General features: G+C 67.2%; 22 protein-coding genes and 1 pseudogene. 10 read left to right on the top strand and 13 right to left on the bottom strand.

Annotation, left to right across the window (positions count from 1 at the left end; all coding sequences use genetic code 11):
• Positions 1–8 precede the first annotated feature (8 nt).
• Both AC5Y36_RS08830 and AC5Y36_RS08825 read left to right on the top strand, forming a co-directional pair.
• Positions 9–347: a carboxymuconolactone decarboxylase family protein gene (locus AC5Y36_RS08830; RefSeq protein WP_500040489.1), complete on the top strand. Its 339-nt coding sequence runs from the start codon at positions 9–11 to the stop codon at positions 345–347.
• A 160-nt stretch (positions 348–507) separates the two neighbouring features.
• Positions 508–972, top strand: coding sequence for a hypothetical protein (locus AC5Y36_RS08825; RefSeq protein ID WP_500040488.1), 465 nt, complete (start codon positions 508–510; stop codon positions 970–972).
• A gap of 62 nt (positions 973–1,034) precedes the next feature.
• On the opposite strand, the gene AC5Y36_RS08820 is transcribed toward AC5Y36_RS08825, so the two are convergent.
• The 6 genes from AC5Y36_RS08820 to AC5Y36_RS08795 all read right to left on the bottom strand — a co-directional run bounded on the left by AC5Y36_RS08820 (position 1,035) and on the right by AC5Y36_RS08795 (position 7,121).
• The gene (locus tag AC5Y36_RS08820; RefSeq protein WP_500040487.1) at positions 1,035–2,000 is read right to left on the bottom strand and encodes a patatin-like phospholipase family protein; all 966 of its coding nucleotides are present in this window, start codon (positions 1,998–2,000) and stop codon (positions 1,035–1,037) included.
• 23 nt (positions 2,001–2,023) lie between these two features.
• On the bottom strand, positions 2,024–3,076 hold the full coding sequence (locus tag AC5Y36_RS08815) for an ABC transporter ATP-binding protein (protein WP_500040486.1): 1,053 nt from the start codon (positions 3,074–3,076) through the stop codon (positions 2,024–2,026).
• On the bottom strand, positions 3,076–3,927 hold the full coding sequence (locus tag AC5Y36_RS08810; protein WP_500040533.1) for a carbohydrate ABC transporter permease: 852 nt from the start codon (positions 3,925–3,927) through the stop codon (positions 3,076–3,078). Before AC5Y36_RS08810 ends, AC5Y36_RS08815 begins: the two co-directional genes overlap by 1 nt.
• Positions 3,927–4,817, bottom strand: coding sequence for a carbohydrate ABC transporter permease (locus AC5Y36_RS08805; protein WP_500040485.1), 891 nt, complete (start codon positions 4,815–4,817; stop codon positions 3,927–3,929). Before AC5Y36_RS08805 ends, AC5Y36_RS08810 begins: the two co-directional genes overlap by 1 nt.
• The gene (locus AC5Y36_RS08800) at positions 4,814–6,136 is read right to left on the bottom strand and encodes an ABC transporter substrate-binding protein (RefSeq protein WP_500040484.1); all 1,323 of its coding nucleotides are present in this window, start codon (positions 6,134–6,136) and stop codon (positions 4,814–4,816) included. Before AC5Y36_RS08800 ends, AC5Y36_RS08805 begins: the two co-directional genes overlap by 4 nt.
• Before the next feature lie 91 nt (positions 6,137–6,227).
• On the bottom strand, positions 6,228–7,121 hold the full coding sequence (locus tag AC5Y36_RS08795) for a sigma-70 family RNA polymerase sigma factor (RefSeq protein WP_500040483.1): 894 nt from the start codon (positions 7,119–7,121) through the stop codon (positions 6,228–6,230).
• 71 nt (positions 7,122–7,192) lie between these two features.
• On the opposite strand from AC5Y36_RS08795, the gene AC5Y36_RS08790 reads away from it, so the two are divergent.
• Complete coding sequence (locus tag AC5Y36_RS08790) at positions 7,193–7,549, top strand: DoxX family protein (RefSeq protein WP_500040482.1); 357 nt, start codon at positions 7,193–7,195, stop codon at positions 7,547–7,549.
• A gap of 5 nt (positions 7,550–7,554) precedes the next feature.
• Here AC5Y36_RS08790 and AC5Y36_RS08785 read toward each other — a convergent pair whose 3' ends face one another.
• Genes AC5Y36_RS08785 through AC5Y36_RS08775 form a run of 3 tightly spaced genes read right to left on the bottom strand, consistent with a single transcriptional unit; the run spans position 7,555 to position 9,379 of the window.
• Positions 7,555–7,998, bottom strand: a complete 444-nt coding sequence (locus AC5Y36_RS08785) for a TOBE domain-containing protein (RefSeq protein WP_500040481.1) — start codon at positions 7,996–7,998, stop codon at positions 7,555–7,557.
• A 26-nt stretch (positions 7,999–8,024) separates the two neighbouring features.
• Positions 8,025–8,822: a ketosteroid isomerase family protein gene (locus AC5Y36_RS08780; protein WP_500040532.1), complete on the bottom strand. Its 798-nt coding sequence runs from the start codon at positions 8,820–8,822 to the stop codon at positions 8,025–8,027.
• On the bottom strand, positions 8,819–9,379 hold the full coding sequence (locus AC5Y36_RS08775) for a nicotinamidase (protein WP_500040480.1): 561 nt from the start codon (positions 9,377–9,379) through the stop codon (positions 8,819–8,821). The genes AC5Y36_RS08780 and AC5Y36_RS08775 overlap by 4 nt, the downstream gene beginning before the upstream one ends.
• Before the next feature lie 79 nt (positions 9,380–9,458).
• Between AC5Y36_RS08775 and manT the strand changes: the two genes are divergently transcribed.
• From manT to mmpH, 3 genes are read left to right on the top strand one after another with little or no spacing between them, the layout of a single operon-like run.
• Positions 9,459–10,703 carry an MMP alpha-(1->4)-mannosyltransferase gene (gene manT / locus AC5Y36_RS08770; protein WP_500040531.1) on the top strand — a complete coding sequence of 415 codons (1,245 nt, stop codon included), beginning with the start codon at positions 9,459–9,461 and terminating at the stop codon, positions 10,701–10,703.
• A complete protein-coding gene (locus AC5Y36_RS08765) occupies positions 10,697–11,446 on the top strand; it encodes a class I SAM-dependent methyltransferase (RefSeq protein WP_500040479.1) in 750 nt (249 codons plus the stop codon). The genes manT and AC5Y36_RS08765 overlap by 7 nt, the downstream gene beginning before the upstream one ends.
• A gap of 7 nt (positions 11,447–11,453) precedes the next feature.
• Complete coding sequence (mmpH, locus tag AC5Y36_RS08760; protein WP_500040478.1) at positions 11,454–12,503, top strand: MMP endo-(1,4)-3-O-methyl-alpha-D-mannosidase; 1,050 nt, start codon at positions 11,454–11,456, stop codon at positions 12,501–12,503.
• Positions 12,504–12,525: 22 nt separating this feature from the next.
• Here the strand turns inward: mmpH and AC5Y36_RS08755 are convergent, their stop codons facing one another.
• The gene (locus AC5Y36_RS08755; RefSeq protein ID WP_500040477.1) at positions 12,526–13,179 is read right to left on the bottom strand and encodes a class I SAM-dependent methyltransferase; all 654 of its coding nucleotides are present in this window, start codon (positions 13,177–13,179) and stop codon (positions 12,526–12,528) included.
• 27 nt (positions 13,180–13,206) lie between these two features.
• Here AC5Y36_RS08755 and AC5Y36_RS08750 point away from each other — a divergent pair, with 27 nt between their 5' ends.
• The 3 genes and pseudogenes from AC5Y36_RS08750 to AC5Y36_RS08740 all read left to right on the top strand — a co-directional run.
• Positions 13,207–13,785: a TetR/AcrR family transcriptional regulator gene (locus AC5Y36_RS08750; protein WP_500040476.1), complete on the top strand. Its 579-nt coding sequence runs from the start codon at positions 13,207–13,209 to the stop codon at positions 13,783–13,785.
• A 41-nt stretch (positions 13,786–13,826) separates the two neighbouring features.
• A complete protein-coding gene (locus AC5Y36_RS08745; protein ID WP_500040475.1) occupies positions 13,827–14,342 on the top strand; it encodes a DUF6328 family protein in 516 nt (171 codons plus the stop codon).
• Between the two features lie 43 nt (positions 14,343–14,385).
• Positions 14,386–15,057, top strand: a pseudogene (locus AC5Y36_RS08740) (DoxX family protein); the annotation flags it as partial.
• Between the two features lie 6 nt (positions 15,058–15,063).
• Here AC5Y36_RS08740 and AC5Y36_RS08735 read toward each other — a convergent pair.
• Positions 15,064–15,435: a DUF2784 domain-containing protein gene (locus tag AC5Y36_RS08735; protein ID WP_500040474.1), complete on the bottom strand. Its 372-nt coding sequence runs from the start codon at positions 15,433–15,435 to the stop codon at positions 15,064–15,066.
• Between the two features lie 108 nt (positions 15,436–15,543).
• Between AC5Y36_RS08735 and AC5Y36_RS08730 the strand changes: the two genes are divergently transcribed.
• Positions 15,544–16,014: an RDD family protein gene (locus AC5Y36_RS08730; RefSeq protein WP_500040473.1), complete on the top strand. Its 471-nt coding sequence runs from the start codon at positions 15,544–15,546 to the stop codon at positions 16,012–16,014.
• Between the two features lie 5 nt (positions 16,015–16,019).
• Here the strand turns inward: AC5Y36_RS08730 and AC5Y36_RS08725 are convergent, their stop codons facing one another.
• Both AC5Y36_RS08725 and AC5Y36_RS08720 read right to left on the bottom strand, forming a co-directional pair.
• Positions 16,020–16,487 (bottom strand): gluconokinase, encoded by a 468-nt coding sequence (locus AC5Y36_RS08725; protein WP_500040530.1) that lies wholly within the window; start codon positions 16,485–16,487, stop codon positions 16,020–16,022.
• Positions 16,488–16,533: 46 nt separating this feature from the next.
• Positions 16,534–18,516 (bottom strand): DUF7064 domain-containing protein, encoded by a 1,983-nt coding sequence (locus AC5Y36_RS08720; RefSeq protein WP_500040472.1) that lies wholly within the window; start codon positions 18,514–18,516, stop codon positions 16,534–16,536.
• Positions 18,517–18,552 lie beyond the last annotated feature (36 nt).

Below are 18,552 nucleotides of genomic sequence, written 5' to 3'. Positions count from 1 at the left end.
AGACACCCATGAGCGACGGCTTGTATCCCCCGGCCACTCGCGAGGTCTACGAGCGCCGTAAGGAACTCGCGCCGCACACCCACGAGGCCTTCGAGGCGTTCTCCCGCGCGGTGTTCGCTGACGGGGCGCTGCCGGAGAAGACCAAACAACTGATCGCCGTCGCGGTCGCCCACACCACCCAGTGCCCGTACTGCATCCAGGGCCACACCAAACTCGCCCATCGCAAGGGTGCCAGCGACGAGGAGATCATGGAGGCGATCTGGGTGGCCGCCGAGATGCGCGCCGGCGGCGCCTACGCGCACTCAACCCTGGCCCTCGACGTGCTCGGCAGTCTGCACCAGCACTGAATGCTGAGCCCGCGGTAACCTCGCATCCCGGTCCACGCCGATCGGTTCGTGACCTATGACCCATGGGTGCCGGGCCGTTGGCCTCTGCCACCCTGCGGCCGGTATCGGGTCAGATGAAGGGGTCATCGCCTCAGATGACAGGTCGTGGAAGGAAACGACGATGAACACGTCACAGACTGAGGCCAAGACACGCCTGTTCGCCCGCGTGATCGGCCCCTTCCTTGCGATCGCCACCATCGTGGCGATCGTGCGTGCACCGGACTTGTTCGCCCGTGTCTCCGATGTCGACTCAAGCCCGCTGTGGACGTGGACGGCCGGCGCATTCACACTCTTGGCCGGTCTGGTGGTCATCGCGCTGCACCCCTATTGGCGCGGCGCTCCTGCGAGCATCGTCTCCGCGATGGGATGGTTGGCCGCGCTCAAAGGGCTGTTGCTGGTGGCCTTCCCCACCGCGATGATGTCGGTCGCGGACACGGTGGGTGCGGCGATGCTGTGGTGGCGGGTCCTCTATGTGGGGTTCGCCTTGGCGGGCCTGTATCTGACCTACGTCGGCTGGAAGCCCGCAGCGAGTCAGTCTGCTCCGCAACCAGCCGGTTCACGACCGGATATACCGCGTGCAGCGTGACTTTTTATCGAGCACCGGTGGCGATTGGGCGCGAGTGCCGTGTTCATTGCGGGCAACGCGCCCTACTGCGCGATCGTCGGCGGCGCCTGGCACGTCGCCAGATAGTCCGGGAAACTCCAGGCCCGCAGGAACTGTCGCGCCGCCTGCACGCCGCGGTCGTAGAGTTCCTCGCGCTGCTGAGCGGTGATCTCGAAGTCGATCGCGCTGACTTCCTGGGCAGGCACGAAGATGGTCCGCTGCACCGTGCACGGGTCGTCGAGGTAGGCGGTGTCCTGATTGCTGATCAATGTTTCCAGCGCGGAGAAACCCAGTGAAAACGGTCCGTGCACGGGCCGTGTCGGTGGGATACCGGGTCGGGCCGACAACCGGATACCAAACGTCGGCCAGCGCGGGTCGGCATCGGGCCGGTCGAACAGCTGGACCGGAAAGTTGGACAGCAGTCCGCCATCGACCCAGGTGGCGCCGCGCACCCGCAGCGGTTGGAACACGAATGGGATCGCCGACGATGCACGCACCGCCCGTGCCACCGCAAACTCGTCCGGATCGATGCCGTAGCTCCTCAGATCCCACGGGATCCGGACCAGCCGGCGTCGGGACAGGTCGCTGGCAGTCACCACCAGCGACCAGCCGTACTGAGCGGGGATCTCCCCGGTGCGCAGGTCGCCGAAGGTGTGCACGCCCAGGTCGCCCAGCAGCCCGGTGAGCAACTTCTCCAGGTAGTCGCCCCGATACAAGCCGTCGTGGACCAGCACCGACAGCACACCGCCGATTGCGGGAACCCGCCCGATCAGGCTGGGGTCAGCGAGCTTTCGGTAGTCGATGCTGCGCATCGTCTCCTCCAGCCGGCTCAATGGTTCGCCGGCGGTCTGTAAGGCCGCCGTCAGGGCGGCCACAACCGCGCCCGCGCTCGAGCCGGCAACCCGCGGAAACCGGTAGCCGGCCCCGGCCAGCGTGTCGATTGCGCCGACCAGGCCGATGCCGCGTACACCGCCGCCTTCGCAAACCAGATCGGCTCGCGCAGAGACCATATCGTCAGGATAGTCGTTGACGGCTAGCCGATGCGGTTACCGTCTGCGCCGAAGAAATGCAGGTGGTCCGCCACCGGGCGCAGGTGCAATCGGTCGCCCCGGTGCACCGGCCGGCGGCCGTCCACCCGTACCACGACGGGGGTTTCGTCGCTGCTGGCATACAGATACGCGTCGGCACCAAGTTCTTCGACGACATCGATGACGACTTCGATACCGGCCGCGTCCACCTCAAGATCTTCGGGCCGGATTCCGACGACCACCTCACCGGCAGCATCCGCCACCTCGCGCGGCACCCGGACGGGCCAGCCGCCGATCGACACCGCGCCGTCCGCAACCGGCAGGGAGAACAGATTCATCGCCGGTGAGCCCATGAACCCGGCCACGAACACGTTGGCGGGAGCCCGATAAAGCTCGCGCGGGGCGGCGCACTGCTGAAGGACTCCGTCGCACAACACCGCCACCCGGTCGCCCATCGTCATCGCCTCCACCTGATCGTGGGTGACGTAGACGGTGGTGGTGCCCAGGCGACGTTGCAGACTCGCGATCTGGTTGCGGGTCTGGACCCGCAATTTGGCGTCCAGGTTCGACAGCGGCTCATCCATCAAGAACACCCGGGGCCGCCGCACGATGGCCCGGCCCATCGCGACGCGCTGCCGTTGCCCGCCGGAGAGATCTTTGGGTTTGCGGCCCAGGTAAGGCTCGAGGTCCAGAAGCTTCGCCGCGTCGAGCACCCGCGCCCGGATCTCGGATCTGGCGGTGCGGGCGACCTTCAACGCGAATCCCATGTTCTGCGCCACCGTCATGTGCGGGTAGAGCGCGTAGTTCTGAAACACCATGGCCACGTCGCGGTCCTTGGAGTCGGCATCGGTCACGTCGCGGTCGCCGATCCGGATGCGCCCCGAATCCACCGTTTCCAGTCCGGCCGCCAGCCGCAGCGACGTCGTCTTCCCGCAACCGGACGGCCCGACCAACACCACGAACTCACCGTCGCCCACCGCCAGATCCAGCCGGTCCAGCGCCGGCCGGTCGCTGCCGGGGTAGCGTCGCGTCACCTGGTCGAACGTCACCGATGCCATCAGCGACCACCGAATCCGGTCATGGCGATCCCGCTGATGAAGGCGCGTTGTGCGACGGCGTAAATCGCCACCAACGGCACCAGAATCAGCATCGAGGCAGCCATCAGCACGGGCCACTCGGCGACATACTGGCCCTGCATCCACACCAAACCGAGGGTAAGTGTCGCGATGTCTTTGTGCTGAATCATCAGCAACGGCCACAGGAAGTCGTTCCATACGTTGACCCAGGTCAGCACGGCGAGCACCATCACAGCGGGTTTGGCGTGCGGCAACAGAATCCGCCAGTAGATCTGCCACGGCGAACATCCGTCGAGGATGGCCGCCTCCTCGAGATCCGTTGGCAAGGTGCGAAAGAACTGCCGCATCAAGTAGGTGCCGAACGCGCTGCCGAACAGCCCGGGCACGATCATCGCCCACATGGTGTCGGTCCAGCCGAACACCCGCATCAGGATGAACTGCGGGATGACGGTCACGGTCAGCGGCACCATCAGCGTCGCCAGATACAGCACGAACAACGTGTCGCGGCCTTTGAACGGCAGCCTGGCGAACGCGTATCCGGCCAGCGAGCAGAAGAAAACCTGTCCGGCCGTGACAGATCCGGCATAGAGGACGGTGTTGCAGAACATCCGCCAGAACGGCATCCGGGCGAACACGTCGGCATAGTTGGACCACTGCGGATGCGCCGGAAACAGGATCGGCTCGGTCACCTCGGCCTGCTGCTTGAGCGACCCCGCCAGCGCCCACAGGATCGGGAACAGCGCACACAGCGCGATGGCGGCCAGCACCGCGTACCAGAGAAGCGCACGGACGACACCGGCGGTGATCCGTCGCTGGGTCAGTGCCGGAACCATCACTGCTCGACCGTGTCTCGACGCGCCAGCCGCAGCTGCAACACGGTCAGCACCAGCAGAACAGCGAACATCACCCAGGCCAGCGCCGAGGCATAGCCGAAGTCCAGGAAGGCGAACGCATGCTGAAAAAGCATGATCCCCAGCACATAGGTGCCGGTTTCCGGTCCGCCGTTCGACCCGGTCAGCACGTACACCAGGTCAAATGCCTGAAACGCGTGGATCACCGAGATGACCACCGTGAACGACAACGCGCCACGAATCATCGGAACCGTGATGGAAAAGAACCGCCGCAGCTCACCGGCGCCGTCGATCCGGGCTGCTTCGTGCAGACTTTCCGGGACACCCTGCATCGCGGCCAGCAGAACGACGGCCGCGAACGGCACACTTTTCCACACGCTGACCAGGCATAACGACACCATCGCCCAGCGCGGCTCGATCAGCCAGGGCACCGGCCCGAGCCCGACCCAGCTCAACATGATGTTGAGCAGCCCGTTGTCGGTGTTGAACACGAACTGCCATATCACCGCCATCACCACCGACGACACCGCAAGCGGCAGGAACACCACCGTCCGGAACACGCTGATACCTCGAAGTTTCCGGTTCAGCGCCCCGGCGACCGCCAGGCTGACGGCAATGGTCGGAACCACGCTGCCCACGATGAACACCGCCGTGTTGCGGAGCGCGATCACAAACAGCGGGTCGTCGACGAGCCCGCGAAAGTTGCCCAGGCCGACGAACTGCGGCGATGTGAACAGATCCCACTGCTGCACACTCATATACAGCGAGAAGCCCAGCGGAAACAGCATGAACACCGCGATCGCGGCAAGATTCGGGGCGACGAAGATGCGGCCGGCCCGCGCACGTCGGCGCACCGGTGCACGCGCGGTCATGCGCCGGCCAGCACGTCGTCGACCTGCGGTGTCAGTTGGGTTTTCAGGGAGGTGGCGGGCCTACTCCCCCGCAACACCGGCCCGAAGGCTCGGTCGATGAGCGCGTTGACCTTCTCCCACACCGGCGTGATCGGCAGACCGTGCGAACGCGCGGGGCCATCGGTCAGTACCGTCAGATGTTCCAAACCCCGGTGCGCGGTGGCGAATCCGGACGATCCGATGCCCGATCGCAGCGCCGGCACGAACAGCCCCGACTGGGCGATCACGGACTGACCCGACGGGCCGGTGGCGAATTTGACGAATTCCCAGGCCTGTTCCTTGCGTGGGCTGCTGGCGGCGATGGCAAGACCGGTGGTGCCGATGTCCGAGTAGGCGCCGCCGGCCGGCGCCGACGGTCCCACCGGCAGCACCGTGACGTCGAAATCCAGCCCGGGCGCCCGCGCGAACGTCTGGTAGCGCCAGTGCCCACCCAGCGCCATCGCGGCCTTGCCGGAGGCGAACAGGTTCATCGTCGAAATGGACTGGGCGTCAGACGCCCTGGGCGCCACCCTGTGGGTGTTGGCCAGGTCGGCGTAGAACTGCACCCCGTCGATGAAGGCATCGTCACCGAAGTTCAGCCGGGTGGGGTTGACTCGTGGCGTCGACCAGGCGACTCCGTTGTTCATGCCGAACAGGCCGGCCGAATAGGCGGGCACCCAGGTGTCCACGAAGCCCCACTGGGTGACCTTGCCCTGGCTGTCGCGCCGGGTGAGGGCACGGGCGGCGGCCAGGAACTCCGCGAACGTCCACGGCTGATCCCAGCGGGCCGGGGCGGTCACACCGGCCTGCGCGAACAGCCGCTTGTTGTAGAACAGGAAATTTCCCGACCACTGTTCGGGGAACGCGTACTGTCCTGCGCCGTAGTTGAAGGTGTCGTAGAGGGGCCCGATGCTGTCGGCCCGCAACTCGGCGGCGAACCCATGATCCCGCGCCAGCAGGGCCTTCAGATCGAGCAGCACCCCGCGCTCGGCCAGGCCGGCGTAGGAGAACTCCCACGCCATCAGCACGTCCGGGCATTTGCCGCCGGCGCAGAAGGTGGACATCTGCTGCATCGGGTTTCCCCCCGACAAGACGGTGCGCACGGCGATGTCGGGGTGCTGGCGGTGGAAGGCCTCGATCACCCGCATCCGGGCGTCGGCCTCTTCGGGATTGGCGGCAAAGAAGAACGTCAACGCGTCGTCATTGCTTGCGCATCCGCCAGCCCACGGCGCCAACGCCGCCGCACCGAGCGCGGCGGCGCCACGCAGTATCGTCCGCCGCCCTATCGCTGTGTCGGCCATGGCGCTCCGTCCGCCTGTTGGTCCTCGCGGTCCATCCTCTCGCACCGAACGGGTAATCAGACCCAAGGAGGGGCCGACAGACCGTTCTGAGTCACGGGGTCAGTCTCAGCACGGCGGCGTCGAGGCGATCGGCGTCGCCGACGATGTCGATGGTGTGGATGCGTCCGTCCTCACCGATGCCGAGGCGCAGCAGCGCTTCCAGGCGGCCGTGGGGCGCGATGGCGATACCGGGTGCGCCGTCGACGAGCAGCACGACGCCCGCGCGGGCGCGCCGGGTGAAGCGCCGGGTCTCCTCGGCGACGCGGGTCGCGCCGGACACCTCGGTGGCAACATCGGCGGGCACCAGCACACGATCGACACGGCGCACCACGCCGGACGCCAATAGTTCGAGCAGGCGGGGAATGTCGCCGTGTCGTGACGCGGCCAGGAACGCCTCGGCTATCTTGAGATGCTCGGCGGTACCCCGGTTGTCGGTGGATGCCTCGGAGCGCAGCTGCCTGCGGGCTCGGCTGGCCAGCTTCTTGGCGCTGTCGGTTGACCGGTCCAACAAGCCTGCGATCGCCTCGAACGGCAGACCGAACACGTCATGCAGCACGTAGGCCACCCGCTGCGCCGGCGAAAGCCGTTCCAGCACGACCAGCAGCGCGCGGCCGACCGCATCGGCCAATACGACGTCCTCGGCGGCCGCAGCGACGGCCGGCTCCGCACCGTGCGGGACCAGGTGTGCGGCGGCCAGCGGTAACTCGGCCCGGCGGCGGCGTTGCCGCAACTGATCGATCGCAACGCGGGCGGTGATGGTGGTGAACCAACCGGTCAGATTTTCAATGCCCTCGGCAGCCCCGGCGTCGGCCCCGCTCGCCTTGACCCAGGCCGTCTGAACGGCGTCCTCCGCGTCAGCAGACGAACCCAGCAGATGGAAGGCAACCGATCGCAGGTGCGGCCGGTCTGCCTCGAACTGTCGGGCCAATTCGTCGAGGGAGGCCATGGGTCACCTTTCACGCCGCCGAGTCGTCGAAGGGATGACAGATCCAGTACGACCTAGCGATGGAGACCATCATGACCCTATCCCTCGTCATCACACTGGTCACGGCACTTCTGACGATCGGAATCGCCGTCGCTGATTTCGTTCCGGCCGGGTTCGTCCTGGCCAACAGCGCCGAAGTCGGCGTGTCGCGGTCCTGGCTGCCCATGCTCGGGACACTGAAACTCGCTGGGGGCGTCGGGCTGATCGTCGGCCTACTCGGCCCGGCGGAGATCGGGGTCGCCGCGGCGGGCGGGTTGGTCGCCTTTTTCGTCGGCGCCGTCGTCACGCACCTACGGGCGGGTGTCCTGTACAACATCGCGTTCCCCGGCGGCTATCTGCTGCTGTCCGCCGCCTCGCTGGCGTTGGCCGTGCGTGGGGCGTCGGGCTGAACGGTTCAGCCGAACTCGGCGGGCGGATCGGTGCGCCCACCCGGTGTGGAGCGGCCGGGAAGTTCGACGACGACGTTGGTGGCTTTCACCGAGGCGACCACCAGGCTGCCCGGTTCGAGGTTCAGTTCGTCGGCGGCCTGCCTGCTCAACAGGGACATCATCCGAAACGGTCCCACTTGCATGTCGACCTGCGCCATCACCGTGTCACGCACCACGTTGATCACCAACCCGACCAACCGGTTGCGGGCGGACTGCCCGACCACGGGACTGCGGGTCAGCGGCTCGGTGACGGCGCGCTCCTCGGCGAACCGGGCCAGCGCCGCGCCGTCGACGCTGCGTGGCCCGCTGCCCGGGGCAACCGGAAGCCGACCGGAGTCGATCCAACGGCGAACGGTGTCGTCGCTGACCCCCAGCAACTCGGCGACTTCGGCGATTCGAAATGTTGGCACCCGTTGAGCTTATTGCGGTGCGGTGCTCAGCGTGGGAAGTACCGGATTCGGGTGATGGCGTCACCGCGCCGGGTGAGGTCGGCGAACAGCACTCCGCGCCCGGCGTCGGCGTCGATCGCAACCGCCGCGGTGTAGCCCGACCCGATCATCTTCGACCAGTCGGCACCGTCGAGGCGATCGCCGAGTTCGTCGATGCTCAACGTCTCGGTGTCCCCACTGGTCATCACCGCACCGCCGGCCAATGCGCACGTTGCCGCGGCACGGTCGCGTCGCGCCACCGCGTTCAGGAACCTGCCCAGCAGTGCGGTGTGACGCGAACGCACCCGCCGGAATCCGGCCGCAAATCCCATCGTTCCGCTCAGCCCCTGGTTGCCGAGCAATCCCCTGGACAGCTGAATGGTTGCGGGGACGGCGCTGATCCCGTTGCGCAGGAACTGCCCCATCATCGCCGGCAGGTCCCAGTAGGCGCGCAACGCAGCGACTTTCCATTCGCCGGCGACCTCGGTCAGGTCGTAGCGCAGGAAGGCGGGGATGTGCATGGTCACTTTGGGACCCATCGCCACTTCGAGTTCCAGGTCGCGAACGACGACCGAATCGCCGACGATGTCCAGGTCACGGTGAAAGGTGATGTCGCGCGGTCCGATGAAGGTGTCGTAGAACCGCCCGATCTGGGTGAGTCCCACGTGCGGACGCGAACCGACCGGATCCTCGACCCGCCCGTCGGCGCTGAACAACCCCACCCAGGCGCTGCGATCGTGGGCGGCGGCGGCTTGCGGCGAGCGTTCGACGACGGCCAGCAGGTCGGGCTGTTTGGGGGCCATCAGGGGGCCCCCACCAATTCGACACCCGCAGAACGCATCTCGTCGATCGCCGATGCTGTCGACTCGGCGTTCACGCCGACCGTCAAGTCCAGCAATACCCGCGTGGTGAAACCGGCGCGTACCGCATCCTCGGCGGTGGCTCGGACGCAGTGGTCGGTGGCGATGCCGGCCACGTCGACCGCGTCGACATGGTGGTGGTGCAGCCAATCGGCCAACCCGACCTCAGCGTGGTCGACACCCAGGAAGCCGCTGTACCCGGCGTCGTAGGCCCCCTTGCGGAACACCTCCTCGATCGGCGCGGTGTCGAGAGCCGGATGAAACTCCGCCCCCGGGCTGCCGGCGCGACAGTGCGGCGGCCAGGACGACACGAAGTCGGGATGCTCGGAGAAGTGGCCGCCCGGGTCGACGTGCGCGTCCTGGGTCGCCACCACATGGCGGTAACCCCGGTCGGTGTGCAGATAGCCGGTGAGCGCCCGGGCCACCGCCTCGCCACCGCTGACCGGCAGCGCACCGCCTTCGCAGAAATCGTTTTGCACGTCAACGATGATCAACGCCCGCATAGGCCCACCGTATCGGCCTGCCGCACCGCTTTGCATCAGCTAGCTGATCAAACTATAGTCCGGACACATGTCCAGAATGCTGCGGATCGCATTGTTGTCCTACCGCAGCAAGCCGCACTGCGGCGGGCAGGGCGTCTACGTACGGCACCTGAGCCGCGGGCTGGTCGAGCTGGGACACCACGTCGAGGTGTTCTCCGGGCAGCCGTACCCGGAGGATCTCGACCCGCGGGTGGTGCTGCGCGAGGTACCCAGCCTGGACCTCTACCGTGAGCCCGACCCGTTTCGGACACCACGCCCCAGTGAGATTCGGGACCGGATCGACCTGCTGGAGCTGGCGACGATGTGGACCGCCGGCTTCCCCGAGCCCCGGACGTTCAGCCTGCGGGCCGCCCGGCTGCTCGCGGAGCGCAGGAACGAATTCGACGTGGTGCACGACAATCAGTGCCTGGGTACCGGTTTGCGCACCATCGCCGCGACGGGGCTGCCGGTGGTGGCCACCGTGCACCACCCGATCACCCGGGACCGGGTGCTGGACCTGGCCGCGGCACGTTGGTGGCGCAAGCCGCTGGTCCATCGCTGGTACGGATTCGCGCAGATGCAAAAGCAGGTGGCACGAGACATCCCCGACCTGCTGACCGTCTCAAGCACGTCGGCGGCCGACATCGCAACGGATTTCGGCGTCAGCCCCGACCAGCTGCGGGTGGTCCCGCTGGGTGTCGACACCGACCTGTTCACCCCGTCGCGCCAGCCCCGGGTAGCTGGACGCATCTTCGCCATCGCCAGCGCCGACGTGCCGCTCAAGGGCATCGCGCACCTGCTGGCGGCGGTGGCCAAGCTGCGCACCGAGCGTGACGTCGAACTGCAGCTGGTCGCCAAGCTGGAGTCCAACGGGCCCACCGAGAAGCTGATCGCAGAACTCGGGATCGCCGACATCGTGCACGTTTCCACCGGGCTGTCCGACGCCGAGTTGGCGGGTCTGTTCGCTTCCGCGGAGATCGCGTGCATTCCCTCACTGTACGAGGGCTTTTCGCTGCCGGCCGTGGAGGCGATGGCCAGCGGCACACCGATCGTGGCCAGCCGGGCCGGCGCGTTGCCGGAAGTCCTCGGTGTGGACAGCGGATGCGCCGAGTTGGTCACCCCGGGCGACGTCGACGAACTGCGACAGGTGCTCGGCGGCCTACTGGCCGACCCGGATCGACTGCGCCGCATGGGCCAGGCCGGCCGCGACCGGGCACTCGATGTCTACAGCTGGGAATCGGTTGCCGCCCAGACCGTGCAGGTCTACCAGCGGGCGATCTCGCGAATGGCGGCAGCGGCATGCTGACCGTCGATTTCGATCGGCTGCAGATCAGCCCCGGTACGACGGTGATCGACGTCGGGTGCGGCGCAGGACGGCACAGCTTCGAGGCGTATCGCCGCGGTGCCGACGTCATCGCCTTCGATCAGGACGCCGACGAGATTCGCGGGGTCGCCACCATGTTCGAGGCCATGGCGGCCGCCGGCGAAGCGCCACCGGGGGCCACGGCGCGCGCCGTCGTCGGCAACGCGCTGGCCCTGCCCTACCCCGACGGAACCTTCGACTGCGTGATCGCCTCGGAGATCCTCGAACACGTTCCCGCCGACGATGCCGCGATCGTCGAACTCGTCCGGGTTCTCAAGGTCGGCGGCACCCTCGCCGTCACCGTACCCCGATGGCTGCCCGAACAGATCTGCTGGATGCTGTCGCAGGAATACCACAGCAACGAGGGCGGCCACGTGCGCATCTATCAGGCCAGCGCACTGCAGCACAAGATCAGCGCCCGCGGAATGCGCTTCACCCATCGGCATCATGCGCACGCCCTGCACGCGCCGTTCTGGTGGCTGAAATGCCTTGTCGGGGTGTCGAAGGCAGAGCATCCCGCGGTTTCGGCGTACCACCGGATGCTGGTGTGGGACATGATGGAACAGCCCTGGATAACACGCACGGCCGAGGCGATGCTGGATCCGGTTATCGGTAAGAGTGTCGCCCTGTATTTCGAAAAGCCAGCGGCGTTCAAGAAACCGGCGGTGAGCGTTGCGGCCGTGTAGTCCGGCCGTGCCGGGGGTGCTCACGGCGCAGCAGTGCCTGCGGACCGCGGAGTCCATTGCCGGCGTGCAGGAGTCATCGGGTGCGATCCCGTGGTCGACGACGGGCCACACCGACCCGTGGGACCACATCGAGTGCGCGATGGCGCTGACCGCGGCCGGGCTGATCGAACCGGCCCGTGCGGCCTTCGAATGGAGCCGGGTACAACAGCGCCACGATGGTTCCTGGCCCCTGCAGATCCGGGCCGGCACCGTCGAAGACGCCAACAGCGACAGCAACTTCTGTGCCTATATCGCGGCCGGGGTCTGGCATCATCTGCTGGTCACCGAGGACCGCTCCTTCGCCGTCGCGATGTGGCCGACGGTGTTCAGGGCAATCGACTTCGTGCTGGGCCTGCAACTCGGTGGCGGCGAAATCTGCTGGGCGCAGGGACCGTCCGGGCCAGTGCCCGAGGCGTTGTTGACCGGATGTGCCAGCATCTATCACAGCCTTCGATGTGCGGTGGCTTTGGCCAACCATCTCGAAGACCCGCAACCGGAATGGGAGGTCGCGCTGGGCCGCCTGGGTCACGCGATCCGTGCACATCCGGAGGCTTTCACCGAGAAGCCGCACCACTCGATGGATTGGTACTACCCGATTCTGGGCGGTGCGCTGCGCGGCGAGGCCGCCCGAACCCGGCTGGCCGAGCGGTGGGACGAGTTCGTGGTCGACGGCCTCGGCATCCGCTGCGTCGATGAGCGGCCGTGGGTCACCGGCGCTGAAACCTGCGAGCTGGTGTTGGCATTGGACGCCTTGGGTGAACGGGAATCCGCGCTGCGACAGTTCGCGGCCATGCAGCATCTGCGCGAGAACGACGGTTCGTACTGGACCGGGCTGGTGTACGCGGACGGCAAGCGCTGGCCGGTGGAACGCACCACCTGGACCGGAGCGGCGGTAATCCTGGCCGCCGATGCGCTGTCACAGACCACCGCCGCAAGCGGCATCTTCCGGGGCGTCGAGCTGCCCCGCGGGCTGGAGGGTGACTACGACTGCGAGTGCGTCTCGGGTCAGCGTCGCTAGCGCCGTAGCCGGGTGCAGCGGGTCAGATCTGTTCTCCGACGACGCCGGATACCCGCTCCAGTATCCGCATCGACCCGAGCTCGGCGACTTCGGTGAACTGTCCGCTGTCCATCGCCCGGCGATAGATCAGATAGGGCGCCTGACCTCCATCGGCCGGGTCGGGAAACACGTCGTGGATGATCAGCGCACCACCGATCGCCACCCACCTGGCCCAGCCGTCGAAGTCCTGGTGCGCGGCGGCCTCGGTGTGCCCGCCGTCGATGAACAGCAGCTGCAGTGGGGTGCGCCAACCGCGGGCCACCACCGCGGATTTGCCGACGACCGCGACGATGTGATCGTCGAGGCCGGCTTCGTTGAGCGTGCGGCGGAAGGTGGGCAGCGTGTCGAACCGGCCGCTCGCTTCGTTGACCAGGGTGGTGTCGTGGTACTCCCACCCGGGCTGGTGCTCTTCGGATCCATGGTGGTGATCAACCGTGTAGAGCACGCTGCGCCGTGCTTGTGCGGCCGCGCCGAGCAGCACGGTGGATTTGCCGCAGTAGGTACCGATCTCGACACCGACCCCCGCGTTGAGGTAGCGGGTGGCCGTGTCGTGCAGCACCCGACCCTCGTCGGCGGGCATGAATCCCGTGACCCGCTCAGCCAGGGCGAACAGTCGATCAGTGTCGGTGGACGGCATAGCTGGATTGTAGTAGCGTCCGGACATGTGTCCGAACCGGTAGCTCGGGAGGCGACTCGGCGCCGGCTGACGGCCAAACAGGCCGACACGGTGGAACGGTTGGGCAAGGCCGCCCTCGAGGTGTTGGCACGGGAAGGCTTCGCCGGACTGACCATTCGTCTGGTTGCCGCCGAGGCGGGCGTCGGGGCGGCGACCGCCTATACCTACTTCTCCTCCAAGGAGCACCTCGTCGCCGAAGTTTTCTGGCGGCGCCTGGCATCGACGCCGGGCCCTATCGCGGCCGACGACTCCCCCGATGCGGTCACCCGGGTGGTCGCCGTGCTGCGGCACGTCGCATTGCTGGTCGTCGATGAGCCCGAACTGGCCGGTGCGGTCACCAGCGCGCTGCTGGGCAAGGATCCCGACGTCGAGCATCTGCGGTTGCGGATCGGGCAGGAGATCCGGGACCGGTTGACCGCGGCTCTCGATGGCCGTGACGACCCGGAAACGATCGAAACACTTGAGTTGCTCTACGCCGGTGCGCTGGTGCGGGCCGGCATGGGCTATTCCTCGTATCCGCAGATCGCCGACCGGTTGGAAAGCGCTGCACGGATGCTGTTGGCCTGAGATTGGGTGCGTCCGCCGCTGACCCTGGCATGATCGCGGGTATGGATGTCGATCATCCTGAACGCGACCAACGCTGGGACGACGCTGCGCGATCGGAGAGCGAAACGCAGCGACTGGACCGCAACTGGGCCGGCTTGTTGCAGGAGTTGCGGGTGGTCCAGACCGGTGTCCAATTGCTCACCGGGTTTCTGCTCACCTTGCCGTTCCAGCAGCGTTTCGACACCCTGGACGCGGCGATGCGCGCGGTCTACCTGGCGACGGTCGCCTGCTCGATCGGGGCCACAGTGTTGCTGGTCGCCCCGGTTGGGATGCACCGGTTGTTATTTCGGCGCCACCGACTGCAATTGGTGGTGTCGGCCGCGCATCGTCTCGCCTATGCCGGCTTGCTGCTGCTGGGGCTGGCGTTGACCGGCGTGACCGTGGTGGTGTTCGACGCGGTGGCCGGCCATTCCGCCGCGATCGTCGCCGGCATTGCCGCCCTGCTGGCCCTGATCACGTTGTGGGTAGGCCTGCCACTGTGGATGCGGATGACCGGGGTCCGGCTCCGGCCCCGCTGACTCACACGGTTTGGGGCACGACGCCCGGGGGAACCCGACCCGCATGCTACTGCGCAGAATCGCCCGTCCATTGTTGTCGTCGGTGTTCATCGGCCAAGGCATCGATGCGTTACGCAATCCACGTGCCGCCGCCGAAGCCGCCCAGCCAACCGCGGAAGGACTGCAACGGCTGCCCACCGCCCTGGGGCGTCAGCCGGCAGGCAATGCCGAGCGCATCGCCGCCATCAACGCGTCCGTGCAGATCGGGGGCGGCATCCTGCTCGCCAGCGGCAGACTGCCGCGGCTGGCGGCCGCCGCGCTGACGGCGACGATAATCCCCGGCAACCTTGGCGCGCATATGTTTTGGAATGAGACCGATCCCGAAAGCAAGGCACGCAAGAGGCGTGACTTCTTGACAGACGTGAGCTTGCTGGGCGGACTGCTGATCGCGGCGGCCGACACCGCCGGCAAGCCGTCGCTGGGGTGGCGCGGTCGGAAGGCGGCACAACGGCTCTCGGAGACGGTGTCAGCGGCACTGCCGATCGGCGCTGCCGAGTCGTCGCTGGCCGACTCCGAGTTCGCCGAGAAACTGAGCCACGGCCTGCAGGTCGGAGCCGAACGCGGCCGTGAATTGATCGGCACAGCCAGCGAGAAGAGTGCACCCCTGGTCGAGGCGGCGCGTCGGCGCGGAGGCGAGCTCGCCGAAATGGCCTGGGAGCGCGGGACCGAGCTGGCGCACGCGCTACCGAGATCGTCGGGCTGAGCGCGTCCACTGCTGCCGGGCGAACAGCAGCCACGACGTGGCTACCAGTGCGAACACCGCAACCTGCACCGCCGCCACCCACGCGGCGGGATACAGCACCCCGGTGAGGTAGTGCGCGACGAAACCCTCCGGGCCCAGCGGCGGCATCCCGGCCCGGCTACGGGCCCAGCGTTCCAGCCAGGTCAACGGGCAGTCCAGGTGCGCGGCGGTGATGGCGACACCCCACAGCACCGCTGGTACGTGCAGCCAGAAACCGCGCGGCCAGCGCAGCGCCAGAAAGCCACCCACCACCAGGTAGCCCACGAAAAGGAAATGCGCGAACACCGTTAGCGCAACCAGGATCTGATACATCGACGGTTGCCATGCTAACCAGCGGCACCGGCGGGCACCTGCGCTCCAGGTGCACACCTCGAATCGGCAGGTACCTTGGAGGACACGACCACAGGAGTGAATGCACCCATGACATCCCCGTTCTCCGCCCCCTACCCGCAACAGCCGACGTTCGCGCTGAAGCCAGGTGGCCTGACCCGACGGTTTCTGGCTCGGCTCCTCGACGGAGTTCTGGTGAATATCGTGGCGTTCCTGCTTGCGCTCTTCGCGTTCGACCGTGACTACTGGTTCCTGACCACCGGCCTGTTCTCCGGTGTGCTGATGTTCGGCTACTTCGTGCTGCTGGAGTCCAGCAACGGCGCGACGTTGGGCAAGCGGGTGCTGGGATTGACGGTGCGCGGGCCCGGAGGCGCGCACCACCCCGACGTCCGGCAATCCGCGGTTCGTAACGCCTTCACGTTGCTGGCGATCATCCCCTACCTGGGCAGCCTGCTTGCGTTCGCCGCCTACGTGGTCATCGCGCTGACGATCAGCGGCAGCCCCACCAGGCAGGGCAAACACGACGAGTGGGCCGGCGGTACGCGGGTGGTCAAGAACTGAGCAGCTCAGTTCCGTCGCTGCAGGTAGACCTCGACGATCGTGTCGATGTCTTGATCGACGTCGATCACCAGCCCGCCTTCGTCGGGGGCCAACGACTCCAGGATGTCGAATTGCGACCGGAGTAGTTCGGCCGGCATGAAATGCCCGGACCGGCGGTTGAGTCGCTCCGCGATCAGCTGCGACGAGCCGCTCAGATGAAGGAACGTGACCTGTGGGCAATGCCGGCGCAGGATGTCGCGGTAGCTGCGTTTCAGCGCCGAGCAGGCGATGACGCCGCCGTCGCGGTGCTGCGCCAACCATGCTCCGACGGCGTTCAACCACGGCAGGCGGTCCTCGTCGTTCAGCGGTGTGCCGGCGGCCATCTTGGCGATGTTCGCCGCGGAATGCATATCGTCGCCGTCGGCGAAGCCGACCTGCAGTCGCCGAGCCAACGCCGCACCCACCGACGATTTGCCGGTGCCGGAGACGCCCATCACCACAATCGGTCGCACACCACCGAGCCTGCCACGCAATCGGCGGTCAGCCGATGTTGCGGTTCCACTCCACCCAGCCCACCCCGGTGCGGCCGTCGGCGGTGCTGACGTCGACCCAGGCCCGCGGGAAGTGGCTTACCCGGCCGTCCTCGGCGACCAGTCGGACCGGCGCGTGTGCGACGACGTCAGCGGTCACCGTGACATCTCCAGGCCGCAGCGAGAGCACCGTGTTGACCGGTAAGCCGTTGTCGGCGAACGATTCCCGAGCGCTGACGGACTCCAGCTCGACGAGTCGCTCGCCCGGACTCTGCTGGTAGCCCACGCCGATCGGGCCGGCGCCGGGAATCCGGATGTCCACCCCGTGCAGGTGGGTGCCGTCGTCGAGGTGCAGCGCGCTCCACACCCAGTCCATACCCCACCAGTCGCGTACACCCCAGGAATGGTCGCGCTGCCCGGGCACCTCGCTGATCTGGTAGGTGCTGCCGTCGACGGTGATGCTGCCCGACACGGTGCACGGGATCTCGTAGCGTGGCGTCAACCGGTACAGGTAGGGGGCGCCGACGGTGGTCCACAGCAGGTCCATCGAGACCCTCACCGCACGCCCGGTGTCACCGCGCAGCAATCCGGCCGGATCTTCAAAGGCCTCCCCGCTGCCCTGAACGCTCACCCGGTAGCCGGTCAGCGGCGCCACCTCGTGGAGGGCCAGAGTGATGTCGCCGCCGCGGATTTCGGCGAGGTTCTGCGGCAGTGCGGCCTTGAAGTCGTTGAGGGCGATGGTGGGCATGCCCGGACCGCACAGCAATGCGTTGATCCACGCGGTATTCATGTTGGGATACAAACCCAGGCGCACCCAGCCGCCGATACCCTGCCCGGGGGCGGCGAAGTCGAAGTACCAGCTTTCGTTCCACAACGGCTCGGCACCGGCCGGATGCGCGGCCTCATCGCTCGGCTCCGGCCGCAGCGGTTCGACGGCGGCCGCGTCGGGCAGGACGGCCAATGCATCGGTGTCCAGCACGTGTTGGGTGTGCCGGGTCAGCATCGTCAGAAACATCTGGTCGCCACGCTCGGTACGTTGTACCAGCATCGAGGACACGATCGCCATCATCACCCCGAAGAAGCTCTGACGGCGTACACCGGCGCGGACGTCGTCGAGGCTCAGCGCGGGATCGGGGCCCAGCGCAGCGTGGTAGCCGCGCAGCAGCGTGTCGTAATGGCCGCGGCGGTCCTCGACCGAGAGCGCACCGCCGAGGAGGTACGCCAGATCGGTCAACGCCGGCCCCCAGGTGACGGTCTGCCAGTCCACCACCGTCAGCGCGCGATCGGCACCGGTTGCGCCGAAGAGCATGTTGTCCAGCCGGTAGTCGCCGTGAATCAGGCCTTGTGGCTGGTCGACCTCTGCGGCGAGGTGGCCGTCGAAGCTCGCCACCAACCGATCACACACCATGCGCTGATCTGGCGTCATCGCGTCGCCGTAGCGGTCGGCGAAACCGGCATAGAGCTGGGTGATCAGCGCCTGGTTCAACGGCGCCGCACGGTTGAGCCAGGCGGCCTCGGCCAACGCGGCGTCCGCCAGCAGCGGCGCCTGTATCCGGGCCAGTTCTTCGACGGCGAGGCGGGCCTGTTCGACTGTGGCGCCGAGAATCTCGTCGCCGACGACCGCGGGTGCGGCATCACCGAGCAGCAGATCGAAAGCGCCGGTCGCCGGGTCGAAGCCGGCGTGGTAGCAGGGGGCGACCGGGCCGTTCAGCCGCGGTGCGATGTCGGAGTAGAAACAGACCTCACGCTCGTAGAGACCCAACGCCAGACCGGTCTGCCGACTGGTGGGGTCGCTGGCCGCGACCTTGAGCACCACTGAGCGCGGGCCGCCGGAATTCTCGGTGTAGCTGAGGTGCACGCGATAGCACTCGCTCATCTGACCGGTTCCGATGCGTTCGGTCTCAAAACTGGTGACGGGTCCGCTGCGTAGGACGGCGGTGAGCCAGTCAGCAGTCAGGTCGGCCGGGGTTTCGATCAGGGCAGTGAGGGGCACACGCCTCAACCTATGCGCGAGCAGACGCAAAAGTGC

The sequence above is a fragment of the Mycobacterium sp. NGS50 genome (genome assembly GCF_059812545.1).
The sequence above is the reverse complement of the archived record's forward strand: the minus strand, read 5'-3'. Positions and strand labels throughout refer to the sequence as shown.